Here is a 21,749-nt window from a genome sequence, read left to right as displayed (position 1 = left end):
GTTCGGTCGACGGGGCTGCTGACGTGAGTCACCACGCCGTGTGGGAAGGTCCGGGTGTGGCTGATCTCGGAGTGCTGACTGTGGCGGCCTTGATGATTCTCGGCCTGGTCGGCGGCATCGGCATCACCGCGCTCGGCCCTGGCGGAGTTCTGCCGACGATCGGTCTGTTCACCCTCACCGGGCTGTCGGCGCCTGTCGTCGCCGGAACGGCCATCGTCACGCACGTCGCGACAGGACTCGCCGGGTCGGCGGCCTTCGCCAAATCCGGGCAGCTTCGTGCGCCTGACACCCGCCGAACCGCGATAGTGCTCGCTGCGACAGGGGTGCTCGGGACGCCACTCGGCGTGCTCGTGAACTCCTCCGTATCCGAGCGCGTATTCGGAATCATGCTCGCGGTTCTCGTCACTGCAGCAGCCGTGCTCATCTGGGTCCGCGATCGTCAGGCCGACGCGGGAGAGTCTGGTAGACACCCGCGCGCGGCAGCCATCGTCGGGCTCGGCCTGGCCGTGTCCATCGTCAGCGGGATCATCGGAATCGGTGGGCCGATGCTGGCGGTCCCGGCTCTGATCGCGTGCGGAGTGCCGGTGTTGGAGTCGTTGGCCGCGAGCCAGGTGCAGTCAATCGTGATCGCTCTCGTCGGTTCGGTCGGCTACGCGACCCAAGGCAGCATCGACTGGCAGTTGGCCGCTCTGATCGGCATCCCCGAGTTGGCGGGCGTCATCATCGGCTGGCGGATCGCGCACGCGCTGCCGACCCACGTCTTGAAAAACATGCTGATCGTGGCGTTGCTGGCCCTCGCGCCGTATCTTGCGCTCGCCTGATCAGGGAGTGTGTTGGAGGATGCTCGACACCTTCGACAGGGCCATACCGACGCGTTTGCCGCCGTCTCTGGGTACCAACTCGACGAAGTCCACCGGATAGTGACGTACCGCTGCCACTCGGTAGGCGGCCGACCCGCCACCACTGCTCAGATACAGGACGGCACCCGGAACGATGTTCATGATTCTCTCCACAGCTTTGAGGTGGTTGCGGTCACCGGATGCTGTATCCCGGCCGGGGAATGCCGAAACATTCCACTGGTTGGGGTCGCGTGGTCGGTCGTCACGGCCTCGCCGTCGGAAACGTAACGATCTGGTGCCATTGTGGCTGGTGGGGTTGGTGGTTCGGACGCTTCTCGTCATGATTCAGCGATGGGAGATCTCGTGCGAGCCTCGTCGGTGGCGGCGGTGACGTTGCTCGCCATGGCGGGCCTGCTGTTCGCGACCCCCGGCGTCAGCGGTGCCGAACCACCGGAGCAGTGGCGGTACACGATGGTCGCGTTCAGCAATGCCAGCGCTCGTGACATGGACGTGTACGAGTCGGGCGACGGCACGCAGTTCCGACCCGTCGCGAAAGCAGCGTACCGGCCGTCGTCCGGATACATCCGCGATGCGAGCATCATGAGGCACACCGACGGTCTGTACTACGTCACCTATACGACTGCGGACGGCGCGAATATCGGCTTCGCCCGCAGCGCCGACCGCCTCACCTGGACGCAGATGCGAAACTGGCCCCTACCGCTCTGCTGCGCCTTCCTGCCGGGGACCGGCGACGGCAAGGGGCCCGTGAACCCGTTCGGATTCACCGGATCGGCCGGCTTCAAAGACGGGCCGTCGCTGTCGCCGTTCGTGACCAAGGCGTGGGCGCCCGAATGGTTCGTCGACGGCGATCGCGTCAGCATCATCGTCTCCCTCTCGACCGGAGGAGGCTTCATGCCGTACGTGATGACGGCACAGGACCGGTCGCTACGGACCTGGGGTCTGCCCGTTCCTCTCCTGAGCATCGGCGCCGACCACATCGACACCACGGTGGTCAAGATCGGGCCCACGTATCACGCCTTCACCAAGAACGAGACGAAGAAGGTCGTTGAACATGCCGTTGCATCCTCGCTGACCGGCCGCTATTCCTTTGCCCCGCCGGGGGATTGGGGATCGCTGGTGGAGGGGCCGGCAATTGTCAGGCTGCCCGACGGTGCGTGGCGGTTGTACCTGGACTCCTACCGGGACGGCAGATATCTCTACTCTGACAGCACCGACGGCCTGCGCACATGGTCCACGGCGAAGGAGCTGCCCGGACTGTCCGGGACAGTGCGACACATCGGCATCATGCGCGAACCGGCGTAGTGCCCGGTGTCGTGGTCGGGGCTGCCTGCCCGCGCTAATCGTCAGACCAGGTACCGGTCGGCCATGCGGCGGATCTCGGCGTTGAACGGTCCGGCGGCCTCGACATTGCCGGTGTGTCCGGTGTCCAGTCGGACTACGCGATCGAGTCGACCTGCCGCGTCGAGCTGGTCGGCGATCTTGAGACCCATGCTCGGCGGTGTGAGCCGGTCTGCGGTGCCGACTACGACCGTCGCCGGCACGTCGATCGGCGATTCGGGCGTAAGAACGTCGATGTCCGCAAGCATGAGCGCGGTCGCAGCACGGACGCGAGGCTTGCACGCGGCGGTCACGTCGATGACGAATCGTGCGTGGTCGCGCGTTGCGACACGCGGGTTCATGAGTGCACGACGGACCGCCCACCCCGAAGCGCGTCCACGGGGAATCCGCACAGGCGCTCCGAACAAGCGACGTGCGATGGCCTGGTGGCTGCGGCGGCGGCCGTTCAAGATCGGGGCGCCGATGCGCGTGCCCGCAGCGATGTCGCCGTGGGTGGTGTTAGCCAGTATCGCGGCCGATGACAGAGTGCGTGCCTGGTCCGGGTGGTCCCTCCACCACGCTTGCAAGGTGATTCCGCCCATGCTGTGCCCGACCGTCAATGTGCGTCGTCCACCGGTGAGTTCGGCGACGTAGTCCATCACACACGCGAAATCGTCCGCGAGCGTGCCTGCGCTGATCTCGCGTGCTCCCGACGAACTCTGGCCGTGACCGCGCTGATCGTAGGCGACGACGTGATACCGGTCGGCGAGCTCCAATTGGGGTGCCCAGTATTCGACACTGCACGCCCAACCGTGCGACAGCACGACGACTGGCCCGTCAGACGGTCCGAACGAGCAGACCCGGAGATGAGCACCGTCCGCGGTGGTGATCCACGTCGTGTGTCGCTCGTGGCCGTTGATAAGGCGGCTTACGTCCATTTGCGTACAGTACGCGATGGCAGCGTTTGCCGGGAGTCCCCACGGCCAGTCGGCCAAGTCCCAGTCCGCTCATTCTCCGGCGTCCCTCCGCATCGGCGGACACACACCGTCGTCCGCCGTCAGCTCGTAATGCCACACCTCGTTCGCATAGACCTGACAGAGCCCGAACTCGGCGCCATGCCGACTCATCCAATACGCGGCGTCGGCAGGTCCGACGTCGACGGCGAGACCGCGCACATGCTCGGACTCGGTCGACGATTTCACATGGCTCGCCGCGTAGTCCTCGCCCTGCTCCCTGATGGCCTGACGAAGCAGTGTGCCCTGCAACGCCTCACTGCGCCACCCCGATGTGAGACGTACGTCTACACCGTCGCGTCGAGCACGCCGAGCAGCCGCGCGGACGGCCGCGCGTAGCTCGTCGTCCAACTTCTCGACCGCCGAGACCTCCGCGAACGGCGAGATCGGGTCGTCGTCCGGTATATACCCGTCCAAGTCACCGGTAGTCGACGGAGCGCTGACCGCGCTGGACGAGACAGATTGTGTGTGGGCCACCACAGCCGCGACGATGAGCGCTACCAACACTGCGGCGGCGATCCCTCCCAACAAGATCGGAGATCGGTCTCGGCTGTTGGCGTTCGTGGTGTCGATGTTCATGCCGATGATGCTCGACCTGCGGTGTCGCCGTTGCCCGGCGTCGATGTCGTAGGGATGTATCAGTGTCGTAGCAGTAGCTGCAGGAGGAGTCCTCGCCCGGCGTGGCCGTGCTCCGTCGGTGCCGGGATGACAGGATGGACGAGTGAGTGATCGACTGTTCCTTCTGCTCGGCGATGACGACTTCCTGACCGGTCGCGTGATCTCGCGAATCAGCGCGGAACGCTCGCGCGAGGCGGGGGTCGACGTCCCGGTGACTCGCGTGCGTGCGGGAGAAGTCACCGCACCCGAACTCGCCGAACTGTTGAGCCCGTCGTTGTTCGCGGACGAACGCGTCGTCGTCGTCGAAGCGGCCGACGCCGCGGGCAAAGAACCGGCCGGACTCATCGTCGGGACAGCCACGTCGGTGCCCGAAGGCATCACGATGGTCGTCATCCACTCCGGGGGTGGACGCCAGAAGTCGATGGTCGGCCTCCTCCGCAAGGAGGGCGCACAAGAGTTCGCGTGTGTCGCGCCCAAGTGGCCGAACGAACGGGTCGACTTCGTGCGCGCTGAGTTTCGCGAACTCGGCGTCAAAGTGAGTGCCGAAGTAGTCGAGCTCGTCACCGACATGGTCGGATCCGACCTGCGTGAACTGTCCGCCGCCTGCCATCAGTTGGTCGCCGACACCAACGGCAAGGTCGACGCCGCGGCCGTGCGCACCTACTACACCGGGCGTGCCGAGGTGACAGGCTTCGAGGTCGCCGACAAGGCCGTCACCGGCGACCTGGCAGGCGCGATGGAATCGCTCTCCTGGGCCCAGCATCGTGGAACCGCACGGGTGCTCCTCGCCGATGCCCTCGCCGAAGCCGTGTTCGGAATCGCCCGCGTCCGCTCATTGGGCGGTGCAGACAAGTACTCGATCGCATCCGAGCTCGGCATGTCGCCGGGACGGGTCGGCAAGATCCAAGGTCAGGCACGCGCCTGGGACTCCGACTCGATCGGGAAGGCGATGCTCGTCGTCGCCGACCTCAACGGTGATGTGAAAGGGCAAGCCGCAGACATGGATTACGCCGTCGAACGCGCCGTGTCACAGGTCGCGCAGCTGCGGCCGAGGCGGGGGCGGTAGGGGCCAGCTCGGCCGATACGAGAAGAACCCCGACGGCCGCGTGGACACCGTCGGGGTTCTTCCCGTACATGCGTGTGAAGAGCTGCGGACCGGGGCCCGCGAAGAGTCAGAGCTTGTTGACTGCCACAGCCATCGCCGACTTCTTGTTGGCGGCCTGGTTCTTGTGGATGACGCCCTTGGACGCAGCCTTGTCGAGCTGCTTGCTCGTGTCGAGGAGCATCTCCGCCGACTTGTCCTTGTCGCCGGTGGCGACGGTCTCGCGGAAGGTGCGAATCGAAGTACGCAGGGCCGACTTGATCGACTGGTTGCGCTGACGGCGCGCCTCGTTCGTCTTGTTCCGCTTGATCTGCGACTTGATGTTTGCCACGCGAATTCCTTCTCGTCGTTGTCAGCGGCCGTTCGGCCGTCCGTACTGTGTTCTGGGCAGCGCTCCGCGACCGAGAAGTCGGCGTCAAGCGCAACAGCGGTCAACGATACCAGCGCCGGGGGAGCCGCCCAAATCGTGAGGCCGACCGAGTCGGCTCGATTACGCTCACCGTGATCCTAATAGGGTGGGGCCATGTCAGTCGTCTACGTCCACGTCGGTCTGCCGAAGACCGGCACCACGCACATCCAGGGTCGCCTCTGGCAGAACCGGGATCACGCGATGGCCGCAGGCCTGCTGTACCCGGGCGTCAACATGGACGACCATTTCCATGCGGCGACCCACCTGCAACCCGAGCGGTACCTCGACTGGGCACGGCCCGAGCACGCCGGCGCGTGGGCCGCCATGGTCGAACAGATGCGCGCGTGGCCGCGACGCTCACTCGTCTCGCACGAGTTGTTCGCCAACGCAGGCCCGGACCGGATCCGCAGCCTGGTCGACGACCTGTCGTTCGCCGACGAAGTCCATGCGATCCTCACCGTGCGCGACCTCGGGCGGCAGGTCCCGTCGGTCTGGCAGGAGAACGTCAAGAATCAGCGTCGCACCACCCTTGACGAGTTCCTCTCGTCGATCAGCGGCGGACCCGAAGCTCCAGGTGACGAACCGTTCTGGGAGTTCCAGGACTGTCGGCGCGTCCTCGCGGACTGGTCGTCGGTCGTCGGCGCCGACCGCGTCCACGTGGTGACCGTCCCCGCGAAAGGTTCCGCAGCACCCGGTGACGGACTGTGGGAACGGTTCCTGCGCGTCGTCGACGTCGATCCGGCCGTCCTCCCGGAACCGCCGGTCCGGGACAACAGCTCGCTGTCGTCGTCCCAGACTGAGTTCCTGCGTCGCCTCAACACGCGACTGCAGCCGACTGACGTCGAATGGAGTCGGTACGAGCGGCTCGTCAAACAGGTCCTCATCCACGAGGTGATGGCCGAGGTCGACGGCGGAGCCCCCATCGGACTCGCCGCCGACCAACTCTCCTGGCTCGCCGACTACTCCGAGGAACTCGTCGCGGCCGTCGTCGACGGCGGATACCCGGTGTCGGGGACGGTCGACGACCTGCGCGTCGCCCCCAGCGGCACCGACTCCCCACCGGTCACCGATCAGCAGGCGTTCGACGCGGCGCTCGACGCGCTCGCCCAATGGGTGAAAGCGTCGACGATCATCGATCCACCCGTCCGCTTGAAGACGAGGGTCGGCAATGTGGTGCGCGCCGTTCGACGTCGAACGCAGGCGCTGCGACGCTGACTCAGCTCCAGCCGAACCGGCTCGCCGCGCACTCTCGCGCGGCCGGAAGCAGCCAGCCGTCGACCGCGTCCGCTGTGGTCGGTCCGACGCCGCTGCGCTCGGGTTTGAGGCTGTGGTCGGCTTTCTCGATCTCGATGAGCCGCGTCGGCCCGCCGAATGCTGGGAGCACAGCAGCGAACTCGTCGGACGTGCCGAACGCGTCGGAGCGGCCGTGCACGACGAGCGTCGGGACCGTGATCCGCGGGAGATGCTCGGTCCGCGCCTTGTCTGGTTTACCGGGCGGATGCAATGGATACGAGGTGAGGAGCAGTCCGTCGGCCAACCCGGGGTCGTCGGCGACGGCCATCGACGCCTGCCGCCCGCCGTACGACTGTCCGCCGACGATCACCGGACCGTCGACGGCGACCTTTTCTCGGAGCAGTGCGACCGCGGACCTGATGCCGTCCCGATCGAGCGCGGCCTTCGATGGCGACGGCGGTCCCTTCGGTCGGAGCTGGCGATAGGGGAGGTCGATCCGCGCGACCGCGAGCCCGCGGTCGACCAACGCGTCGCTGAGAGTCCGGAGAAGTGCGGAGCGTCGATCGCTGCCCGCCCCGTGCGCGAGCACGATCAGACCGGACGGGTCGTCGGGCGAGTCGAGGTCGGCGGCGACGGATCCGGCGGTCACGGTGGTGGCGTTCGTCACGCGGGCGACACTACCGTCACGCCGGCTGGTCGGGGAATCGTCGCCCGCCGGGTCGACGTGCGAAACTGGAGGGTGATTTGTGTGCCGGACCCGGTCCGGCCCCGCCGCCCGAGGAGTGAGTTCGATTCCCAGCTTCGCAGACACGACGTTCACCGATCCTGCCAAGATCAGGAACTTCTGCATCATCGCGCACATCGACCACGGCAAGTCAACGCTTGCGGACCGCATGCTGCAGCTGACCGGTGTGGTCGAGGAGCGGGCGATGCGTGCGCAGTATCTCGACCGCATGGACATCGAACGCGAGCGCGGCATCACCATCAAGGCGCAGAACGTCCGCCTCCCGTGGACGCTGGACGGCGACGACTACGTCATCCACCTCATCGACACGCCGGGCCACGTCGACTTCACCTACGAGGTCTCGCGTGCGCTCGAAGCGTGCGAGGGGGCGATCCTGCTGGTCGACGCCGCGCAGGGAATCGAAGCGCAGACGCTCGCCAACCTGTACCTGGCGATGGACAACGATCTGACGATCATCCCGGTCCTGAACAAGATCGACCTGCCCGCAGCGGACCCCGACCGATACGCCGCTGAGATCGCGCACATCATCGGCTGCGAACCAGAAGACGTGCTGCGTGTATCCGGGAAGACAGGTGAGGGCGTTCCGGCGCTGCTCGACGAGGCGATCCGCCAGATCCCAGCGCCGGTCGGCGACGCGGACGCCCCTGCCCGTGCGATGATCTTCGACTCGGTCTACGACACCTACCGTGGCGTCGTCACCTACGTCCGCGTGGTGGACGGGAAGATCGTTCCGCGCGAGAAGGTCTCGATGATGTCAACGGGGGCCACGCATGAACTACTCGAAGTCGGCATCGTCTCACCCGAACCGAAGGTGACCAAGGGGCTCGGCGTCGGGGAGGTCGGCTATCTGATCACCGGTGTGAAGGACGTGCGGCAGTCGAAGGTCGGCGATACCGTGACCACCGCGCGCGGCGGCGCGGGAACGCCGTTGACCGGCTACCGCGAGCCGCGTCCGATGGTCTACTCGGGTCTGTATCCGATGGACGGCTCCGACTACCCGGTGCTCCGGGAAGCGCTGGAGAAGTTGCAGCTCAACGACGCTTCACTCACCTTCGAGCCGGAGACGTCGGTGGCGCTCGGGTTCGGTTTCCGCTGTGGTTTTCTCGGTCTGCTGCACATGGAGATCACCCGTGAACGACTCGAGCGCGAGTTCGACCTGAACCTGATCTCGACGGCCCCCAACGTCGTCTATCGCGTGGTGATGGACGACGGCAGCGAGAAGGTCGTCACGAATCCGTCCGACTGGCCGACCGGCAAGACCCGCCACATCTACGAACCGGTGGTGAAGACGACGGTCATCGTGCCGAGCGAGTTCATCGGCTCGATCATGGAGTTGTGCCAGTCGCGGCGCGGCGAACTCGGCGGCATGGATTATCTATCGGAGTCGCGTGTGGAGATGCGGTACACGCTGCCGATGGCCGAGATAATCTTCGACTTCTTCGATGCGCTCAAGTCGCGGACCCGTGGGTACGCGAGTCTCGATTACGAGGAGTCCGGCGAGCAGGAAGCCGACCTGGTGAAGGTCGACATCCTCCTGCAGGGCGAGGCTGTCGACGCGTTCAGTGCGATCGTCCACAAGGACTCCGCGTTCGCGTACGGCAACAAGATGACCAACAAGCTGAAGGCGCTGATCCCGCGGCAGCAGTTCGAAGTCCCCTTGCAAGCGGCCATCGGATCGAAGGTGATCGCGCGCGAGAACATTCGGGCGATCCGCAAGGACGTCCTCGCCAAGTGTTACGGCGGCGACATCAGCCGTAAGCGCAAGCTGCTCGAGAAGCAGAAGGAGGGCAAGAAGCGTATGAAGACGATCGGCCGTGTCGAGGTTCCGCAGGAAGCGTTCGTGGCTGCGCTGTCCACCGGCGAGGCGGGCGACAAGCCGAAGGGCAAGTAGCGCGATGAATCCGGTCCTCGCCGACTCCGGTCTGCCGTACGGTCTGCCCGACTTCGCGTCCATCTCCGACGACGACTTCCTGCCCGCGTACGACGCCGCGTTGGCCGAGCATCTCGCCGAGGTCGGCGACATCGCGTCCGACCCGGATCCGGCGACATTCGTCAACACCGTGGAGGCGCTGGAGAACTCCGGTCGTGCCCTCGCGCGAGCCAACGGGATCTTCTTCAATCTCGAAGGGCCCGACAGCAATCCGGCGCGTCAGAAGATCGCCCAGACGCTCGCCGTTCGCCTCACCGAGCACGCCAACACAATCGCGATGAACCCGCGATTGTTCGCGCGGATCGAAGCTGTGTACGCGACGCGCGAGGAGGTCGGACTCACCGAGCCGCAACGGCGGCTCGTCGAGCAGCGATACCGGGACGCCGTCCGCGCGGGTGCCGCGCTCGACGAGACGGGCCAGACACAGATGCGGGAGTGGTCGTCGCGGCTGGCGACGTTGACCACCGAATTCGGCCAGCGTCTCCTCGACGACACGAACGCGTCGGCAGTCCTGTTCGACGACGTCGCCGACCTCGACGGATTGTCGGACGGCGAGATCGCGGCCGCACGACGGGCCGCAGCAGACGCCGGTCACGACGGCTACCTCATCGCGTTGGAGCTGCCGACGAGTCAGGGCAGCGTCGCCAAGCTGACCAGCGCCGACGCACGCCGACAGGTCTTCGAGGCGTCGATTCGTCGGTGCGCGCGCGGCAACGAGTACGACACGCGTGACACGGTGCGCGAGATCGTGGAACTGCGTGCCCGTCGCGCGCGGCTCCTCGGTTACGCCAACCACGCCGAATACGTGATCGCCGAACAGACTGCTCCGAGCCCGCAGGCCGCAGCCGGTCTGCTCGCCGACCTCGGTGACGCGGCGATGGCTGCGGGCGGACGGGAACTCGACCGGATCGCCGACGGCGCGCAGTTGCAGCCGTGGGACGTCACGTACGCGCTCGCCGCGTCACAACGGTCGGGCGGCGACATCGACATCGACGAGTTCGAGCAGTACTGCGAACTCGAATCGGTGCTGCGCGACGGTGTCTTCACCGCTGCGCACACGCTGTACGGGCTCACCATGACCGAGCGCCCCGACCTGCACGGCTACCATCCGGACGTCCGCGTGTGGGAGGTCGCCCGTGACGGCGAGGGCGTCGGCCTCTTCCTCGGCGACTTCTTCGCCCGCCCGTCCAAGCGGGGCGGCGCATGGATGAACAACATCGTCGACCAGTCCCGCAGTCTCGGGACGTCGCCGATCATCGTCAATGTGTCGAATCTGACCAAGCCCGACGACGGCGAGAAGTGCCTTCTCACACTGGACCAGGTGGTCACCGTGTTCCACGAGTTCGGGCACGCGATCCACGGACTGCTCTCGGACGTCGACTACGTGTCCCAGTCGGGGACGTCCGTCCCGCGCGACTTCGTTGAGTTCCCGTCGCAGGTCAACGAGATGTGGGCGCTTCACCGGGACGTCGTCGGTGGCTACGCCAAGCACTATCGGACCGGCGAGCCCGCGCCTGAGGCGCTGCTCGACGCGGTGCGCGCGGCGACGGCCACCGAGACGGCCCACTCGACCATCGAGTATCTGGCGGCCGCCGCCCTCGACCTGGCCTGGCATCGCCTCGGTCCGGACGAGATCCCCGTCGACGTCCTCGCCTTCGAGGAGCAGGCGTTGCGCGCGGCGGGGCTGTGGTCTGAGCTGATCGGGCCCCGCTACCGCACGACGTACTTCAACCACGTGTTCGCGGGCGGCTACTCATCCGGCTACTACTCGTACATCTGGTCGGAGGTGCTCGACGCCGAGACCGAGCAGTGGTTCCTCACCGGCGGCGGATTGGACCGCGAACTCGGCCGGGCGTTCGCCGACGCCGTCCTCTCCCGCGGCGACAGTGTGGACCCGGTGCAGGCGCATGCGGAGATGCTCGGTCGCGACGCCCAGGTCGGACCGCTGCTGGCGCGGCGCGGTCTCGCCGCGCCCGGCGAGTAGGGTGACGGCATGAGCGGAGCACTGGCGTGGTGGGACTCGGTGGAGGAGTGGCTCACCGGTCTCCCGTTCATCCCTCAGCTCATAGTGTTCCTGTTGGTCGCGATCCCGCTCGCGACGATCCTCGCCTTCGGGGTCAACTACCTCGTCGGCAAAGCGTTTTCAGTGCTCGCCCGACGTGACGTCGGCGACGATCACGGATTGGGTATCTAGATCTCATGTTCCGTTCCAAAGTCACCTTGGCGCTCGTCGCGCTGCTGATTCTCGTCATCATCGCCTGGCTCATCCTGCGCTGACGGGAGTGGGCCCACTGTCGACACGAAAGCGAGAATTCGAATCAGTGTGAGCGCAATGCCGATCTACGTTGAGGTGCAGATCGCAACGTTGTTAGCGTCATCGAGTGAACTCGGAGAAGACCTATCGGCGCGTGCGGCGTCCGCGCCGGATCATCGGCTGCCTCGCTGTCGTCGCAGCACTCGTCGTGTCGGTCGCCGCGTGTGGCGGCGGATCGACGGACGAGCCGGGCGGCATCGACATCTCGTCGGGCAGCAGGCATGTGAACCTCGCCGCCTATGCGGTCCCGAAGGTCGGCTTCGACATGGTGATCCCCGCGTTCCGGGAGACGCCGGAGGGCCACGGCATCGGTTTCTCCCAGTCGTACGGCGCGTCTGGCGACCAGTCGCGTAAGGCTGCTCGCGGACTGCCCGTCGACGTCGTCAACTTTTCGGTGGCGCCCGATGTGACGCGCCTGGTCAAGGCGGGCGTCGTCGACGAGGACTGGGAGGACCAACACCCGAACAAGTCGGTTGCGTTCGGTTCGGTCGTCGCGCTGGTCGTCCGGGAGGGCAACCCGAAGAACATCCAGACCTGGGACGATCTGCTCAAACCTGGAGTCGAGGTCGTCACCCCGAACCCGGGTAGCTCCGGTTCGGCGAAGTGGAACCTCCTCGCGCCGTACGCAGCGAAGAGCGACGCCGGGAAGAACCCGGACGCGGGTCTCGGGTACATCCGGGAACTGGTGCGCAACCACATCCACGTGCTCCCGAAGTCGGGTCGTGAAGCGACCACGACGTTCCAGCAGGGGCAGGGCGACGTGTTGATCAGTTACGAGAACGAAGCGATCATGCTCGAACGAGACAACGCCGGTGCGCCGGCGTCGCAGCGCGTCGAGTACATGGTCCCGTCGGACACTTTCCGCATCGACAACCCGGTCGCCGTCGTCAACACGAGCGACGACTTGGCTGCCGCCCGGACCTTCGTCGACTATCTGTTCACCCCGCCCGCCCAGCGGCTATGGGCGCAGGCCGGTTTCCGACCGACGGACCCGGCGGTCGCAGCTCAGACCCGAGGCGACTTCCCAGGCGACATCACGAAGCTGACGACGATCGAGGACCTCGGTGGCTGGAAGGATGTCGACAAGCAGCTGTTCGGGTCAGACGGCGCCATCACCGCCGTCTACGACGAGGAGGCGGGCAGTTGAGCACCGCAGAGACCACCGAAGCTCCCGCCGGGATCAGTAAGGCCCGTCGGTCGAGCACCGGCTTGACCGTCGGCGTCGCCGGCCTGTGGCTGAGCATCATCGTGCTGCTGCCGTTGGCGGCCATCGCCGCTCAGTCGTTCGACGACGGGCCTGCCGGATTCTGGGACGCGATCACCGCGAAACCTGCTCTGCAGTCGCTCGGCATCACCGTGGTGGTGTCGCTCGTCGTCGCGATCATCAACGTGGCCTTCGGCACGTTGATCGCGTGGGTCCTGGTGCGCGACGAGTTTCCCGGCAAGGGGTTCGTCAACGCGATCATCGACCTGCCGTTCGCGTTGCCGACGATCGTCGCGAGCCTCGTGCTGCTGTCGCTGTACGGGCCGAACAGCCCGATCGACGTCCACCTGTCGGCGACGCAGCCCGCGCTGGTCATCGCGTTGACGTTCGTGACGCTGCCGTTCGTCGTCCGACAAGTGCAGCCGGTGCTCATGGAACTCGACCACAGTGTCGAAGAGGCCGCATCGGTGCTCGGCGCCAGCAACCGGATCATCTGGACCAAGATCGTGCTTCCGGCCCTGCTGCCATCGATCCTGACCGGCGCGGGCCTGGCCTTCACTCGCGCGATCGGCGAGTTCGGATCCGTCGTCCTGATCGGCGGCAACATCCCGGGCAAGACGCAGGTGTCGTCGCAGTACATTCAGCAGCAGATCGAGGTCGACGAGCCCGTCAATGCGGCCGCCGTCTCGGTCGCACTGCTGGTGATCGCCTTCATCGTCCTGTTCGTCCTGCGCGTCATCTCGCGCATCCAGACTCGTCGAGAGGGCTCGGACTAATGATCGTGTCGAGGTGGACGCGGCTCGGGCTGCGCAGTATCGCGTTGATCTACCTGTTCGTTCTGCTGATCGTTCCGGTCGGCCTGATTTTCTGGCGGTCTTTCGAGCACGGTTTCGGCCAGTTCTGGGAGTGGATCACCACGCCTGCTGCGATCTCAGCGTTGCAGCTGTCGCTGCTGATCGTCGTGATCGTGGTCCCGCTCAATGTGATCTTCGGCGTGGTGACGGCGCTCGCGCTTGCTCGCGGACGTTTCCGCGGCAAGGGGATCCTGCAGGCGGTCGTCGACCTGCCGTTCGCCGTATCCCCGGTGGTCGTCGGCGTCGCGCTGATCGCACTGTGGGGCGCGGACGGCTGGTTCGGCGGTCTCGAGTCGCTCGGCATCCGCATCATCTTCGGACTGCCGGGCATGGTGCTGGCGACGATCTTTGTGACTCTGCCGTTCGTGGTGCGCGAAGTGGAACCGGTGCTCCGGGAGATCGGCACCGAGCAGGAAGAGGCCGCGGCGACGCTCGGGGCCACGGGATGGCAGACGTTCTGGCGGATCACGCTGCCAGCCATCCGCTGGGGTCTGACCTACGGTGTGGTCTTGACTGTGGCTCGCGCGCTCGGCGAGTACGGTGCCGTCACGATGGTGTCGTCGAACTTCCCGGGCGTCTCCCAGACCCTGACTCTGTTGGTGCACTCCCGGTACACCGACGACTACAACGAGTTCGGCGCGTACGCCGCCGCGACTCTGCTGATGCTGGTGGCGATCCTCGTGCTCGTCGTCATGACCATCGTCGAACGACGCGTACAAGGACGAGTGGCCGACGCGAGCGCGTCGATCGTCGAAGAGGAGAAGAACTGACATGTCCATCTCGGTGATCGGTGCCAACAAGAGGTACGGGGAGTTCGCGGCCCTCGACGACGTGTCGATCGACATCCCGGAGGGTTCGTTGACGTCGCTTCTCGGACCGTCGGGCTCCGGAAAGTCGACGCTGCTGCGGGCCATCGCGGGCCTGGACACGCTCGATTCGGGGACCGTCAAGATCAACGGCCGCGATGTGTCGAAGGCGTCGCCGCAGCAACGCGACATCGGTTTCGTATTCCAGCATTACGCGGCGTTCAAACACCTGACGGTGCGGGAGAACATCGCTTTCGGGCTCAAGATCCGCAAGCGGGGAAAGAACGAGATCGAGAACAAGGTCGACGAGCTCCTCGAGATCGTCGGGCTGACCGTCTTCCAGAAGCGGTACCCGGCACAGCTTTCAGGCGGTCAGCGGCAGCGTATGGCATTGGCGCGAGCACTGGCCGTCGACCCGCAGGTGCTGTTGCTCGATGAGCCCTTCGGTGCGCTCGACGCGAAGGTTCGCGAGGACCTGCGTCGATGGTTGCGGAAGCTGCACGACGAGGTCCATGTGACCACGGTGCTCGTCACGCACGACCAGCAGGAGGCGTTGGACGTCTCCGACCGGATCGCCGTCCTCAACAAGGGGCGCATCGAACAGGTCGGCGCACCGGACGAGCTGTACGACCACCCGGACAATGTGTTCGTCGCGTCGTTCCTCGGTTCGGTGTCCAAGTTGAACGGTGAGCTGGTCCGTCCCCATGACATCCGTCTGGGGCGCACACCCGAGATGGTGTTCCCCGGGCCGGACTCGTCGTTGGACACCGGAGTCGTCAAAGCCGAGATTCTCCGTGTGGTGAATCTCGGCTTCGAGACGCGCGTCGAGTTGAAGGCTGCGACGACTGGCGAAGAGTTTCTGGCTCAGATCACCCGCGGCGATCAGAACGCGTTGAATCTCGTCGCAGGCGAGGAGATCTTCGCGCGGGCCACCAAGGTGCCAGAACTCGATTGACGGACGATTAGCGTCCCGCGGTGCAGGCCCACGCCCGGATGTGGGAGCCGGGTCCGGCCTGACGCTTGGCCGCGCGCTGGGCGCCCGCACGGGTCGCATAGCCGCGTGCGGTGCCGACGCGAGTGCGAGTCGAGGTGAACTTGTAGGCTGCGGCGCCGCACGAGCGGTAGAAGGTGAACCAACCGCAGTTCGACCCGCAGCGTGCCTTGGCTGCGCGCTTCGCACTGTTCTGGGTGTGGTAGTTCACGGCGTAGGCGGTCCGACCGTTGTAGTTCCAGGCGATCGCACCCCAATAGTTGGATGCGGCGTCTGCGGTCGGCGTGGTGCCGGGAAGCATCGTCGCACCGGTGGCGAGCGATGCCGTGATTGCGAATGCTGCGAGGAACTGGCGAAGTTTCATGAGAAGACAGTACTCAGGCGATGCTCAGATTCCCCAAGCGGACACGGCACATGTCGGTTGTTCGATATACACCTCCGGAAACGCTCTCACGAGGGAGGACGCGCTCCGAGTCGGATGTCTGCGCATCCGGTGGGGCAGACTGAGGATCGACCGCGCCCCAACTCCCCAACTCCGCAACACCGCGACTCCGCAACGCCGCAACACCTTGGAGGTTTCATGCCGATCGATCCGAACACGCAGGCTCTGCTCGACGCGATAGCGAGTGCGACGCCGATGCACGAGATGACCGTCGAGCAGGCGCGGCGTGCGTTCGACAAGATGAGCGTGCGGTCGGGTCTGCCGCCGGTCGAGGTCGGTGACGTCGTCGAGCGGACGATTCCGGGGCCTGCGGGCGACATCGCGGTCCGCGTCTACACCCCGAAGGGAGACGGGCCTTTCCCGGTGCTCGTCTATTTCCCCGGCGGCGGGTTCGTCGTCGGGTCGCCGGAGTCGGTACACGGCCCGTGCACGGTGTGGTGCGCTCAGGTCGGCGCGGTCGTCGTCTCGGTCAACTATCGAAAAGGGCCGGAGAACGCGTTCCCGGCAGCGTCTGACGACGCGATCGCGGTGACCCGTTGGGTCGGCGACCACGCGGCCGAGTTGGGTGGCGATCCGTCACGCATCGCAGTGGCGGGCGACAGTGCAGGCGGCAACCTGGCCGCTGTCGTCGCGATTGACGCCCGTGACAACGGATATCGGCTCGCCGGCCAGGTGCTGATCTATCCGGCGACGGACATCTCCAAGCCGTATCCGTCGCTCAAGGAGAACGGGGAGGGCAAGTTCCTCACGTTCGACCTGCTGCGCTGGTTCGGCAAGAACTATCCGTCCGACCCGAAGGACTGGCGGTCGTCGCCGATGCTCGTCGATGACCTGTCGGGAGTGGCCCCGGCCTTCGTCGTGACCGCCGAATACGATCCGATCCGCGACCAGGGCGAGGTGTACGCCCAGCGTCTCGCCGACGCGGGCGTCGCCGTCCAGGCTCGCCGCTACGACGGCCAGATCCACGCCTTCGTCGCCAATCTCGCCGGCGTCGCGAGCCTCGGCAAGACCGCCGTCGACGACATCGCTGAATACCTCGACGGGACCTTTCACGACGAGTGACGAATCGCGACGGTAGATCACTGTCATAGAGCGGCAGTGATCTACCGTCGCGATTCGCGCCTGTGGATAAGCTGCTTTACACGTTCTTCTCCAGCCGTGACGATCTACGTATGGGCGCATTGCCGCATTCCGTCGATTCGCAGGTCGCTGTGCTGCTGTACGAGCAGAACGGTGTGATCTCACGAAGACAAGCACTCGATTGCGGTTGCTCCGAAGCAGACATTCGACGGCGGCTTCGGCGTCGTGAGTGGGCCACGGTTCATCCGGGGGTCTATGTCGATCACACGGGACCGTTGACGTGGCGTCAACGTGCGTGGGCTGCGGTCCTCGACGCCTATCCGGCTGCCCTGTGCGACCGCTCGGTTCTGCCCGACCCCGGGGAGACGATCCACGTCGTGATCGAGTCGGACCGCAAGGTGACCAAGCATCCAGGCGTACGAGTTCATCGCCGGGTGGCGTTTGACCGTCACGTGGTGTGGAACATGAGTCCGCCGCGGCTTCGCGTGCACGAAGCAGTGCTCGACATCGCAGCCTCGGCTCGGACGGAGATGGAAGCTATCGCGATACTTGCCGATGCCGTCAACTCTCGGATCACTGCTGCGCCCCAGCTGAGGACGGCGCTGTCGGAGCGGGCCCGGATGCCGCGCCGCGCCCTTGTCCAGGCTGTTCTGACCGACATCGAGAATGGAACCTGCTCGATACTCGAGTATCGATATCTGACACATGTCGAACGTCGACATGCTCTGCCGACACCGATCCGGCAGGCACCGACGGCGTTCGGGCGTAAAGGTTTCCGTGACTTGGACTATCCGGAGTGGCAGACGGTCGTTGAACTCGACGGCTGGCGCTTCCACGATGATGCTGCCGCCCGCGACCGGGACCTGGAACGCGACCTCGACGCGGCGATCGGGGAGCAACGGTTGAGCCTGCGTCTGAGCTTCGGTCAGGTCGTCGGGCGCCCCTGCTCGACGGCTCGAAAGATCGCCACGGCGCTCGCCGCCAACGGCTGGCCCGGCCCTTTTGTCCGGTGCCCGAACTGCCCGCCGGAATCAGCACGGTAGATCACTGTCATAGAGCGGCAGTGATCTACCGCGTTGAGGGAAACCTTCACACCGCGACGGTCGTCGCGTGCGGCGCGTACAGCGACGCGATGGCGTCGATCAATGTCGGGTGCGCGCCGACCGGGCCAGCGACGACGGCGGGGGAGTCGAGCGCGTCGAGGACACGCTCCACTCGTTCGGTGAGGAGCCCCGCCGACAGGAACAGCGGGCTCAACGCGATCCGTGCACAGCCGCGGGCGAGTAGAGAGTCGACGGCCTCACGCACCGCCGCCCCGTCGCACCCGATCCGTGTCGCGAACACCAACTCGACGGGCCGCCCCAGTGTCGACGCGAGCTCGTCGGCGCGGGCCGATATCGACGCGTCCGACCCGGGATCGGAGGAGCCGACGGCGATCATGAGTACCCCGTCGTCACTGCGCAGACCCGCCTCCGCGAGACGGTCGACCAGCGCGGGCACCGGCGAGTGGACGCCGACCACGTCGGTCTGCCGCACCGACAGCGACGGGTTCGACGCGCAGGCGTCCGCCAGCATGTTCGGCAGGTCGATCTTGCCGTGGAAACCGTCGCCGAACAGCAGCGGGACGACGACAGCCGCACCGGAAAGGTTGGCTAGAACATCGCCGATCAGTGGCGCGTTCAAATCGAGATAAGCCGACTCGACGCGCACGCCGGGCAGTGCGACGCGGACCGCGTCGGCCACCCGGCGGGCGGTCGCATCGAATCGGGGGTCTCGGCTGCCGTGCGAGGCCAGCACGAGAGTGGGGGTCATCAGACTACTGCAGCCTCGGACAGGTGCAGCGGTGCGAGAGCGTCACCGATGAGCCCGGCGCCGAGAGTGTTGCCACCCTGCGGGTCGATGATCAGGAAGCTGCCCGACTCCCGGTCGACCTGGTAATCGTCGGCGGCGATCGGCTCGGCCGTCGTCAGCGAGATACGCCCGATCTGGTTGAGCTCCACCGTGTCCGGTGCATCGATCACCGTCAGGTTCTGCTCGTCGAACAGCGCGTCGAGCGAACCGATGATGACCTGCGTCGTCTTCGTACCGTGCTTGAGCAGCAGCCGTGCGCCGGGACGCAGCGCCTTCTCGGCCAACCAGCAGACCGTCGCGGTGAACTGCTGCGCAGGCTCGGGTGCGTCGTCCACCGACGCGATGAGGTCGCCGCGTGACACGTCGATGTCGTCGGTCAGCAGCAAGGTGACGCTGCGGCCGGTATGCGCGGTCTGCAGTTCACCGTCCGCGGTGTCGATCTTGGCGATCGTCGAACGGACGCCGGACGGCGCGACGACGATCTCGTCGCCGACCGACACCCGACCCGCCGCGATCTGACCGGCGTACCCGCGGTAGTCGAGGTACTCGGGGGTGCGCGGACGGATCACGTACTGAACGGGGAAACGCAGACCGACCGGGCTGCGATCGATCACGTTCGGAACCGTCTCCAGGTGCTCGATCAGGGTGGGCCCGTCGTAATACGGGGTGTTGTCCGACTTGATCGCCACATTGTCGCCGTGGAGCGCCGAGACCGGGATCTCCTGCACCTGCTCAGGCTTGTACCCGAGGGCTGCGGTAACTGAATTGAAGTCAGCGGAGATCTGCTCGAACACCTGCTCGGCGTTGTCGACGAGATCGATCTTGTTTACCGCGAGCACCAGGCGTGGCACACCGAGCAGTGCCATGACCGCCGCGTGGCGACGCGTCTGGGCGACCACACCGCTACGGGCGTCGACCAGCAGGATGACGAGCTGCGCGGTGGATGCGCCGGACACGGTGTTGCGGGTGTACTGGACGTGGCCCGGGGTGTCGGCGAGGACGAACGACCGGTTCGGCGTCGCGAAGTAGCGGTAGGCGACGTCGATCGTGATGCCCTGCTCACGCTCGGCGCGTAGGCCGTCGACCAGTAGGGACAGGTCGGGGGTGTCCATGCCGCGGTCGACGGACGCTTTGGTGACGGCGTCGATCTGGTCGGCGAGCACCGACTTGGTGTCGAACAGGAGACGGCCGACGAGAGTCGACTTGCCGTCGTCGACGCTGCCCGCAGTCGCGATGCGGAGTAGGTCGGGGGCCGCGACGACCCCGGTGTTCGATGCAGTCATCAGAAATATCCTTCGCGCTTGCGGTCTTCCATGGCGGCCTCGGAGACGCGGTCGTCGCCACGGGTGGCGCCGCGCTCGGTGAGGCGCGACGCTGCGACCTCGGCCAGAACGGACTCGTTGTCGGCGGCCTCCGACAGCACGGCTCCGGTGGTGGAGCCGTCGCCGACGGTGCGGTAACGCACCATGCGCGTCTCGACGGACTCGCCCTCGCGGGGCCCGCCCCACGGGCCGGACGTCATCCACATGCCGTCGCGCTCGTACACCTCACGCTCGTGCGCGTAGTACAGCGGCGCAAGCAGGACCTGCTCGCGGGCGATGTACCGCCACACGTCCAGTTCGGTCCAGTTGCTCAACGGGAACACACGGACGTGTTCGCCCGGAGCGTGGCGACCGTTGTACAGGTTCCACAGTTCGGGACGTTGCCGCTTCGGGTCCCACTGGCCAAACGCGTTGCGCAACGAGAAGATTCGCTCCTTGGCGCGGGCGCGCTCCTCATCGCGGCGGGCGCCGCCGAACACCGCGTCGAAACGGTTCTCGGTGATGCCGTCGAGCAGCGGGATCGTCTGCAGCGGGTTGCGAATGCCGTCGGGCCGCTCGGTGAGGCGGCCGTCGGCGAGATAATCCTCGACCTTGGCGACATGCAGACGCAGGTTGTGGCGTTCGACGATCTCGTCGCGGAACTTGATGATCTCCGGCAGATTGTGGCCGGTGTCCACGTGCAGCAGTGAGAACGGCAGCGGCGCAGGCCAGAACGCTTTGAGCGCCAGATGCAGGAGGAGCGTCGAGTCCTTGCCGCCGGAGAACAGAATCACCGGGCGCTCGAACTCGCCCGCGACCTCGCGGAAGATGTGGATCGACTCCGACTCGAGTGCGTCGAGCGTGGTGAACTCGTCGGTCGACGAGTCGACGGACGCTGTCCGGTCCAGCGAAGCGAGGGGGGATTCATCGGAAATGGTCATGACGCGTGCAACCCGCATTCTGTCTTGGTGCGCCCGGCCCAACGGCCGCTGCGCGGATCTTCTCCGGCCTTCGGTTTGACGGTGCACGGCGCGCACCCGATGGAGGGGTAGCCCTCGTCGACCAACGGGTTGACGAGGACGCCGTTCGCGTCGATGTACTCCTGGAACTGTTCGTCCGTCCATGCGGCGAGCGGGTTGATCTTGACCAGCCCGAAGCCTTCGTCGAACGAGATGAGCGGCGCGTTGGCGCGGGTGGGCGCCTCGACGCGGCGGATGCCGGTGACCCAAGCGCTGAACGGAGCGAGCGACGCCTTGAGCGGCACCACCTTGCGCAATCGGCAGCACTCGCCGGGCTCGGACGCGAACAGGTTCTTTCCGAGGAGCTCGTCCTGCTCCTCCACGGTCTGCTCGGGGGTGACGTTGATGAGGTCGAGGTCGTACACGTCCGTCACCGCGTCGCGGGTGCCGAGGGTCTCGGCGAAGTGGTAACCGGTGTCGAGGAACAGCGCCTTGAGCTGCTGCCCCTCGATCGTCGCCGGGTCGATCGCCTTCTTCGCGACATCGATGAGAACCGCGTCCTGCATGTTCGCGGCGATCACGAAGTCGGCGCCGAAGGTTTCGGCGGTCCAACGGAGAAGTTCATCGGCGGACGCATCCGGTCCGAGCTGTTGCGCTCCTGCTTGCGCGATCGCACGCAACTCGTCGACCGATCGAGCGGAGTCCAGATCAATACTCACA

Annotated in this window: 23 protein-coding genes; 13 read left to right on the top strand and 10 right to left on the bottom strand. The window is 66.1% G+C overall.

The window, feature by feature from the left end:
- Window positions 1-56 precede the first annotated feature (56 nt).
- Complete coding sequence (locus L5G33_RS13580) at window positions 57-821, top strand: sulfite exporter TauE/SafE family protein (protein ID WP_236998702.1); 765 nt, start codon at window positions 57-59, stop codon at window positions 819-821.
- Here L5G33_RS13580 and L5G33_RS13575 read toward each other — a convergent pair whose 3' ends face one another.
- On the bottom strand, window positions 822-1,001 hold the full coding sequence (locus tag L5G33_RS13575) for a hypothetical protein (RefSeq protein ID WP_236998701.1): 180 nt from the start codon (window positions 999-1,001) through the stop codon (window positions 822-824).
- A 189-nt stretch (window positions 1,002-1,190) separates the two neighbouring features.
- Here L5G33_RS13575 and L5G33_RS13570 point away from each other — a divergent pair, with 189 nt between their 5' ends.
- Entirely contained in the window at window positions 1,191-2,162 is a 972-nt protein-coding gene (locus L5G33_RS13570; protein ID WP_236998700.1) for a glycoside hydrolase family protein, read from the top strand.
- Window positions 2,163-2,203: 41 nt separating this feature from the next.
- Here the strand turns inward: L5G33_RS13570 and L5G33_RS13565 are convergent, their stop codons facing one another.
- A complete protein-coding gene (locus tag L5G33_RS13565) occupies window positions 2,204-3,115 on the bottom strand; it encodes an alpha/beta fold hydrolase (RefSeq protein WP_236998699.1) in 912 nt (303 codons plus the stop codon).
- A gap of 69 nt (window positions 3,116-3,184) precedes the next feature.
- Window positions 3,185-3,769, bottom strand: a complete 585-nt coding sequence (locus L5G33_RS13560) for a D-alanyl-D-alanine carboxypeptidase family protein (RefSeq protein ID WP_236998698.1) — start codon at window positions 3,767-3,769, stop codon at window positions 3,185-3,187.
- A 142-nt stretch (window positions 3,770-3,911) separates the two neighbouring features.
- Between L5G33_RS13560 and holA the strand changes: the two genes are divergently transcribed.
- Window positions 3,912-4,874 (top strand): DNA polymerase III subunit delta, encoded by a 963-nt coding sequence (gene holA, locus L5G33_RS13555; protein WP_236998697.1) that lies wholly within the window; start codon window positions 3,912-3,914, stop codon window positions 4,872-4,874.
- Between the two features lie 106 nt (window positions 4,875-4,980).
- On the opposite strand, the gene rpsT is transcribed toward holA, so the two are convergent.
- Window positions 4,981-5,241 carry a 30S ribosomal protein S20 gene (gene rpsT, locus L5G33_RS13550; RefSeq protein ID WP_236998696.1) on the bottom strand — a complete coding sequence of 87 codons (261 nt, stop codon included), beginning with the start codon at window positions 5,239-5,241 and terminating at the stop codon, window positions 4,981-4,983.
- A 192-nt stretch (window positions 5,242-5,433) separates the two neighbouring features.
- Between rpsT and L5G33_RS13545 the strand changes: the two genes are divergently transcribed.
- Window positions 5,434-6,534, top strand: coding sequence for a sulfotransferase family protein (locus L5G33_RS13545; RefSeq protein WP_236998695.1), 1,101 nt, complete (start codon window positions 5,434-5,436; stop codon window positions 6,532-6,534).
- Window position 6,535: 1 nt separating this feature from the next.
- Here L5G33_RS13545 and L5G33_RS13540 read toward each other — a convergent pair whose 3' ends face one another.
- Complete coding sequence (locus L5G33_RS13540; protein ID WP_236998694.1) at window positions 6,536-7,219, bottom strand: alpha/beta hydrolase family protein; 684 nt, start codon at window positions 7,217-7,219, stop codon at window positions 6,536-6,538.
- 115 nt (window positions 7,220-7,334) lie between these two features.
- Here L5G33_RS13540 and lepA point away from each other — a divergent pair, with 115 nt between their 5' ends.
- The 7 genes from lepA to L5G33_RS13505 all read left to right on the top strand — a co-directional run bounded on the left by lepA (window position 7,335) and on the right by L5G33_RS13505 (window position 15,360).
- A complete protein-coding gene (lepA, locus tag L5G33_RS13535; protein ID WP_236998693.1) occupies window positions 7,335-9,188 on the top strand; it encodes a translation elongation factor 4 in 1,854 nt (617 codons plus the stop codon).
- Window positions 9,189-9,192: 4 nt separating this feature from the next.
- Window positions 9,193-11,211, top strand: a complete 2,019-nt coding sequence (locus L5G33_RS13530) for a M3 family metallopeptidase (RefSeq protein WP_236998692.1) — start codon at window positions 9,193-9,195, stop codon at window positions 11,209-11,211.
- A gap of 9 nt (window positions 11,212-11,220) precedes the next feature.
- Complete coding sequence (locus L5G33_RS13525) at window positions 11,221-11,421, top strand: hypothetical protein (protein WP_236998691.1); 201 nt, start codon at window positions 11,221-11,223, stop codon at window positions 11,419-11,421.
- Window positions 11,422-11,608: 187 nt separating this feature from the next.
- The gene (locus tag L5G33_RS13520; protein ID WP_236998690.1) at window positions 11,609-12,688 is read left to right on the top strand and encodes a sulfate ABC transporter substrate-binding protein; all 1,080 of its coding nucleotides are present in this window, start codon (window positions 11,609-11,611) and stop codon (window positions 12,686-12,688) included.
- Window positions 12,689-12,720: 32 nt separating this feature from the next.
- Entirely contained in the window at window positions 12,721-13,521 is an 801-nt protein-coding gene (gene cysT, locus L5G33_RS13515) for a sulfate ABC transporter permease subunit CysT (RefSeq protein WP_236998767.1), read from the top strand.
- Complete coding sequence (gene cysW / locus L5G33_RS13510) at window positions 13,521-14,369, top strand: sulfate ABC transporter permease subunit CysW (RefSeq protein ID WP_236998689.1); 849 nt, start codon at window positions 13,521-13,523, stop codon at window positions 14,367-14,369. The genes cysT and cysW overlap by 1 nt, the downstream gene beginning before the upstream one ends.
- Window position 14,370: 1 nt before the next feature.
- Window positions 14,371-15,360: a sulfate/molybdate ABC transporter ATP-binding protein gene (locus tag L5G33_RS13505; protein WP_236998688.1), complete on the top strand. Its 990-nt coding sequence runs from the start codon at window positions 14,371-14,373 to the stop codon at window positions 15,358-15,360.
- A gap of 7 nt (window positions 15,361-15,367) precedes the next feature.
- On the opposite strand, the gene L5G33_RS13500 is transcribed toward L5G33_RS13505, so the two are convergent.
- Complete coding sequence (locus L5G33_RS13500; RefSeq protein ID WP_236998687.1) at window positions 15,368-15,760, bottom strand: DUF4189 domain-containing protein; 393 nt, start codon at window positions 15,758-15,760, stop codon at window positions 15,368-15,370.
- Window positions 15,761-15,976: 216 nt separating this feature from the next.
- Here L5G33_RS13500 and L5G33_RS13495 point away from each other — a divergent pair, with 216 nt between their 5' ends.
- Both L5G33_RS13495 and L5G33_RS13490 read left to right on the top strand, forming a co-directional pair.
- Window positions 15,977-16,900 (top strand): alpha/beta hydrolase, encoded by a 924-nt coding sequence (locus L5G33_RS13495; protein ID WP_236998686.1) that lies wholly within the window; start codon window positions 15,977-15,979, stop codon window positions 16,898-16,900.
- 62 nt (window positions 16,901-16,962) lie between these two features.
- Window positions 16,963-17,961 carry a putative endonuclease domain-containing protein gene (locus L5G33_RS13490; protein WP_236998685.1) on the top strand — a complete coding sequence of 333 codons (999 nt, stop codon included), beginning with the start codon at window positions 16,963-16,965 and terminating at the stop codon, window positions 17,959-17,961.
- Window positions 17,962-18,007: 46 nt separating this feature from the next.
- On the opposite strand, the gene L5G33_RS13485 is transcribed toward L5G33_RS13490, so the two are convergent.
- From L5G33_RS13485 to L5G33_RS13470, 4 genes are read right to left on the bottom strand one after another with little or no spacing between them, the layout of a single operon-like run.
- The gene (locus L5G33_RS13485; RefSeq protein WP_236998684.1) at window positions 18,008-18,730 is read right to left on the bottom strand and encodes a sirohydrochlorin chelatase; all 723 of its coding nucleotides are present in this window, start codon (window positions 18,728-18,730) and stop codon (window positions 18,008-18,010) included.
- Window positions 18,730-20,052 (bottom strand): sulfate adenylyltransferase subunit 1, encoded by a 1,323-nt coding sequence (locus L5G33_RS13480; RefSeq protein WP_236998683.1) that lies wholly within the window; start codon window positions 20,050-20,052, stop codon window positions 18,730-18,732. The genes L5G33_RS13485 and L5G33_RS13480 overlap by 1 nt, the downstream gene beginning before the upstream one ends.
- On the bottom strand, window positions 20,052-21,011 hold the full coding sequence (cysD, locus tag L5G33_RS13475) for a sulfate adenylyltransferase subunit CysD (protein ID WP_236998682.1): 960 nt from the start codon (window positions 21,009-21,011) through the stop codon (window positions 20,052-20,054). The genes L5G33_RS13480 and cysD overlap by 1 nt, the downstream gene beginning before the upstream one ends.
- Window positions 21,008-21,748: a phosphoadenylyl-sulfate reductase gene (locus L5G33_RS13470; protein ID WP_236998681.1), complete on the bottom strand. Its 741-nt coding sequence runs from the start codon at window positions 21,746-21,748 to the stop codon at window positions 21,008-21,010. Before L5G33_RS13470 ends, cysD begins: the two co-directional genes overlap by 4 nt.
- Window position 21,749: the final 1 nt, after the last annotated feature.

The organism is Gordonia liuliyuniae, from assembly GCF_021738805.1.
Lineage (GTDB): Bacteria > Actinomycetota > Actinomycetes > Mycobacteriales > Mycobacteriaceae > Gordonia > Gordonia liuliyuniae.
Note: the sequence above shows the minus strand (reverse complement) of the source record. Positions and strands in the feature narration are given on the sequence as shown.

Bases quoted from the DNA above. Each gene is read 5' to 3' on its own strand.
- L5G33_RS13575 (WP_236998701.1), bottom strand. From the start codon at position 1,001: ATGAACATCGTTCCGGGTGCCGTCCTGTATCTGAGCAGTGGTGGCGGG.
- L5G33_RS13560 (WP_236998698.1), bottom strand. From the start codon at position 3,769: ATGAACATCGACACCACGAACGCCAACAGCCGAGACCGATCTCCGATC.
- L5G33_RS13545 (WP_236998695.1), top strand. From the start codon at position 5,434: ATGTCAGTCGTCTACGTCCACGTCGGTCTGCCGAAGACCGGCACCACG.
- L5G33_RS13480 (WP_236998683.1), bottom strand. From the start codon at position 20,052: ATGACTGCATCGAACACCGGGGTCGTCGCGGCCCCCGACCTACTCCGC.
- L5G33_RS13485 (WP_236998684.1), bottom strand. From the start codon at position 18,730: ATGACCCCCACTCTCGTGCTGGCCTCGCACGGCAGCCGAGACCCCCGA.
- cysW (WP_236998689.1), top strand. From the start codon at position 13,521: ATGATCGTGTCGAGGTGGACGCGGCTCGGGCTGCGCAGTATCGCGTTG.
- L5G33_RS13530 (WP_236998692.1), top strand. From the start codon at position 9,193: ATGAATCCGGTCCTCGCCGACTCCGGTCTGCCGTACGGTCTGCCCGAC.
- L5G33_RS13495 (WP_236998686.1), top strand. From the start codon at position 15,977: ATGCCGATCGATCCGAACACGCAGGCTCTGCTCGACGCGATAGCGAGT.
- L5G33_RS13570 (WP_236998700.1), top strand. From the start codon at position 1,191: ATGGGAGATCTCGTGCGAGCCTCGTCGGTGGCGGCGGTGACGTTGCTC.
- cysD (WP_236998682.1), bottom strand. From the start codon at position 21,011: ATGACCATTTCCGATGAATCCCCCCTCGCTTCGCTGGACCGGACAGCG.
- L5G33_RS13525 (WP_236998691.1), top strand. From the start codon at position 11,221: ATGAGCGGAGCACTGGCGTGGTGGGACTCGGTGGAGGAGTGGCTCACC.
- L5G33_RS13505 (WP_236998688.1), top strand. From the start codon at position 14,371: ATGTCCATCTCGGTGATCGGTGCCAACAAGAGGTACGGGGAGTTCGCG.
- L5G33_RS13500 (WP_236998687.1), bottom strand. From the start codon at position 15,760: ATGAAACTTCGCCAGTTCCTCGCAGCATTCGCAATCACGGCATCGCTC.
- L5G33_RS13565 (WP_236998699.1), bottom strand. From the start codon at position 3,115: ATGGACGTAAGCCGCCTTATCAACGGCCACGAGCGACACACGACGTGG.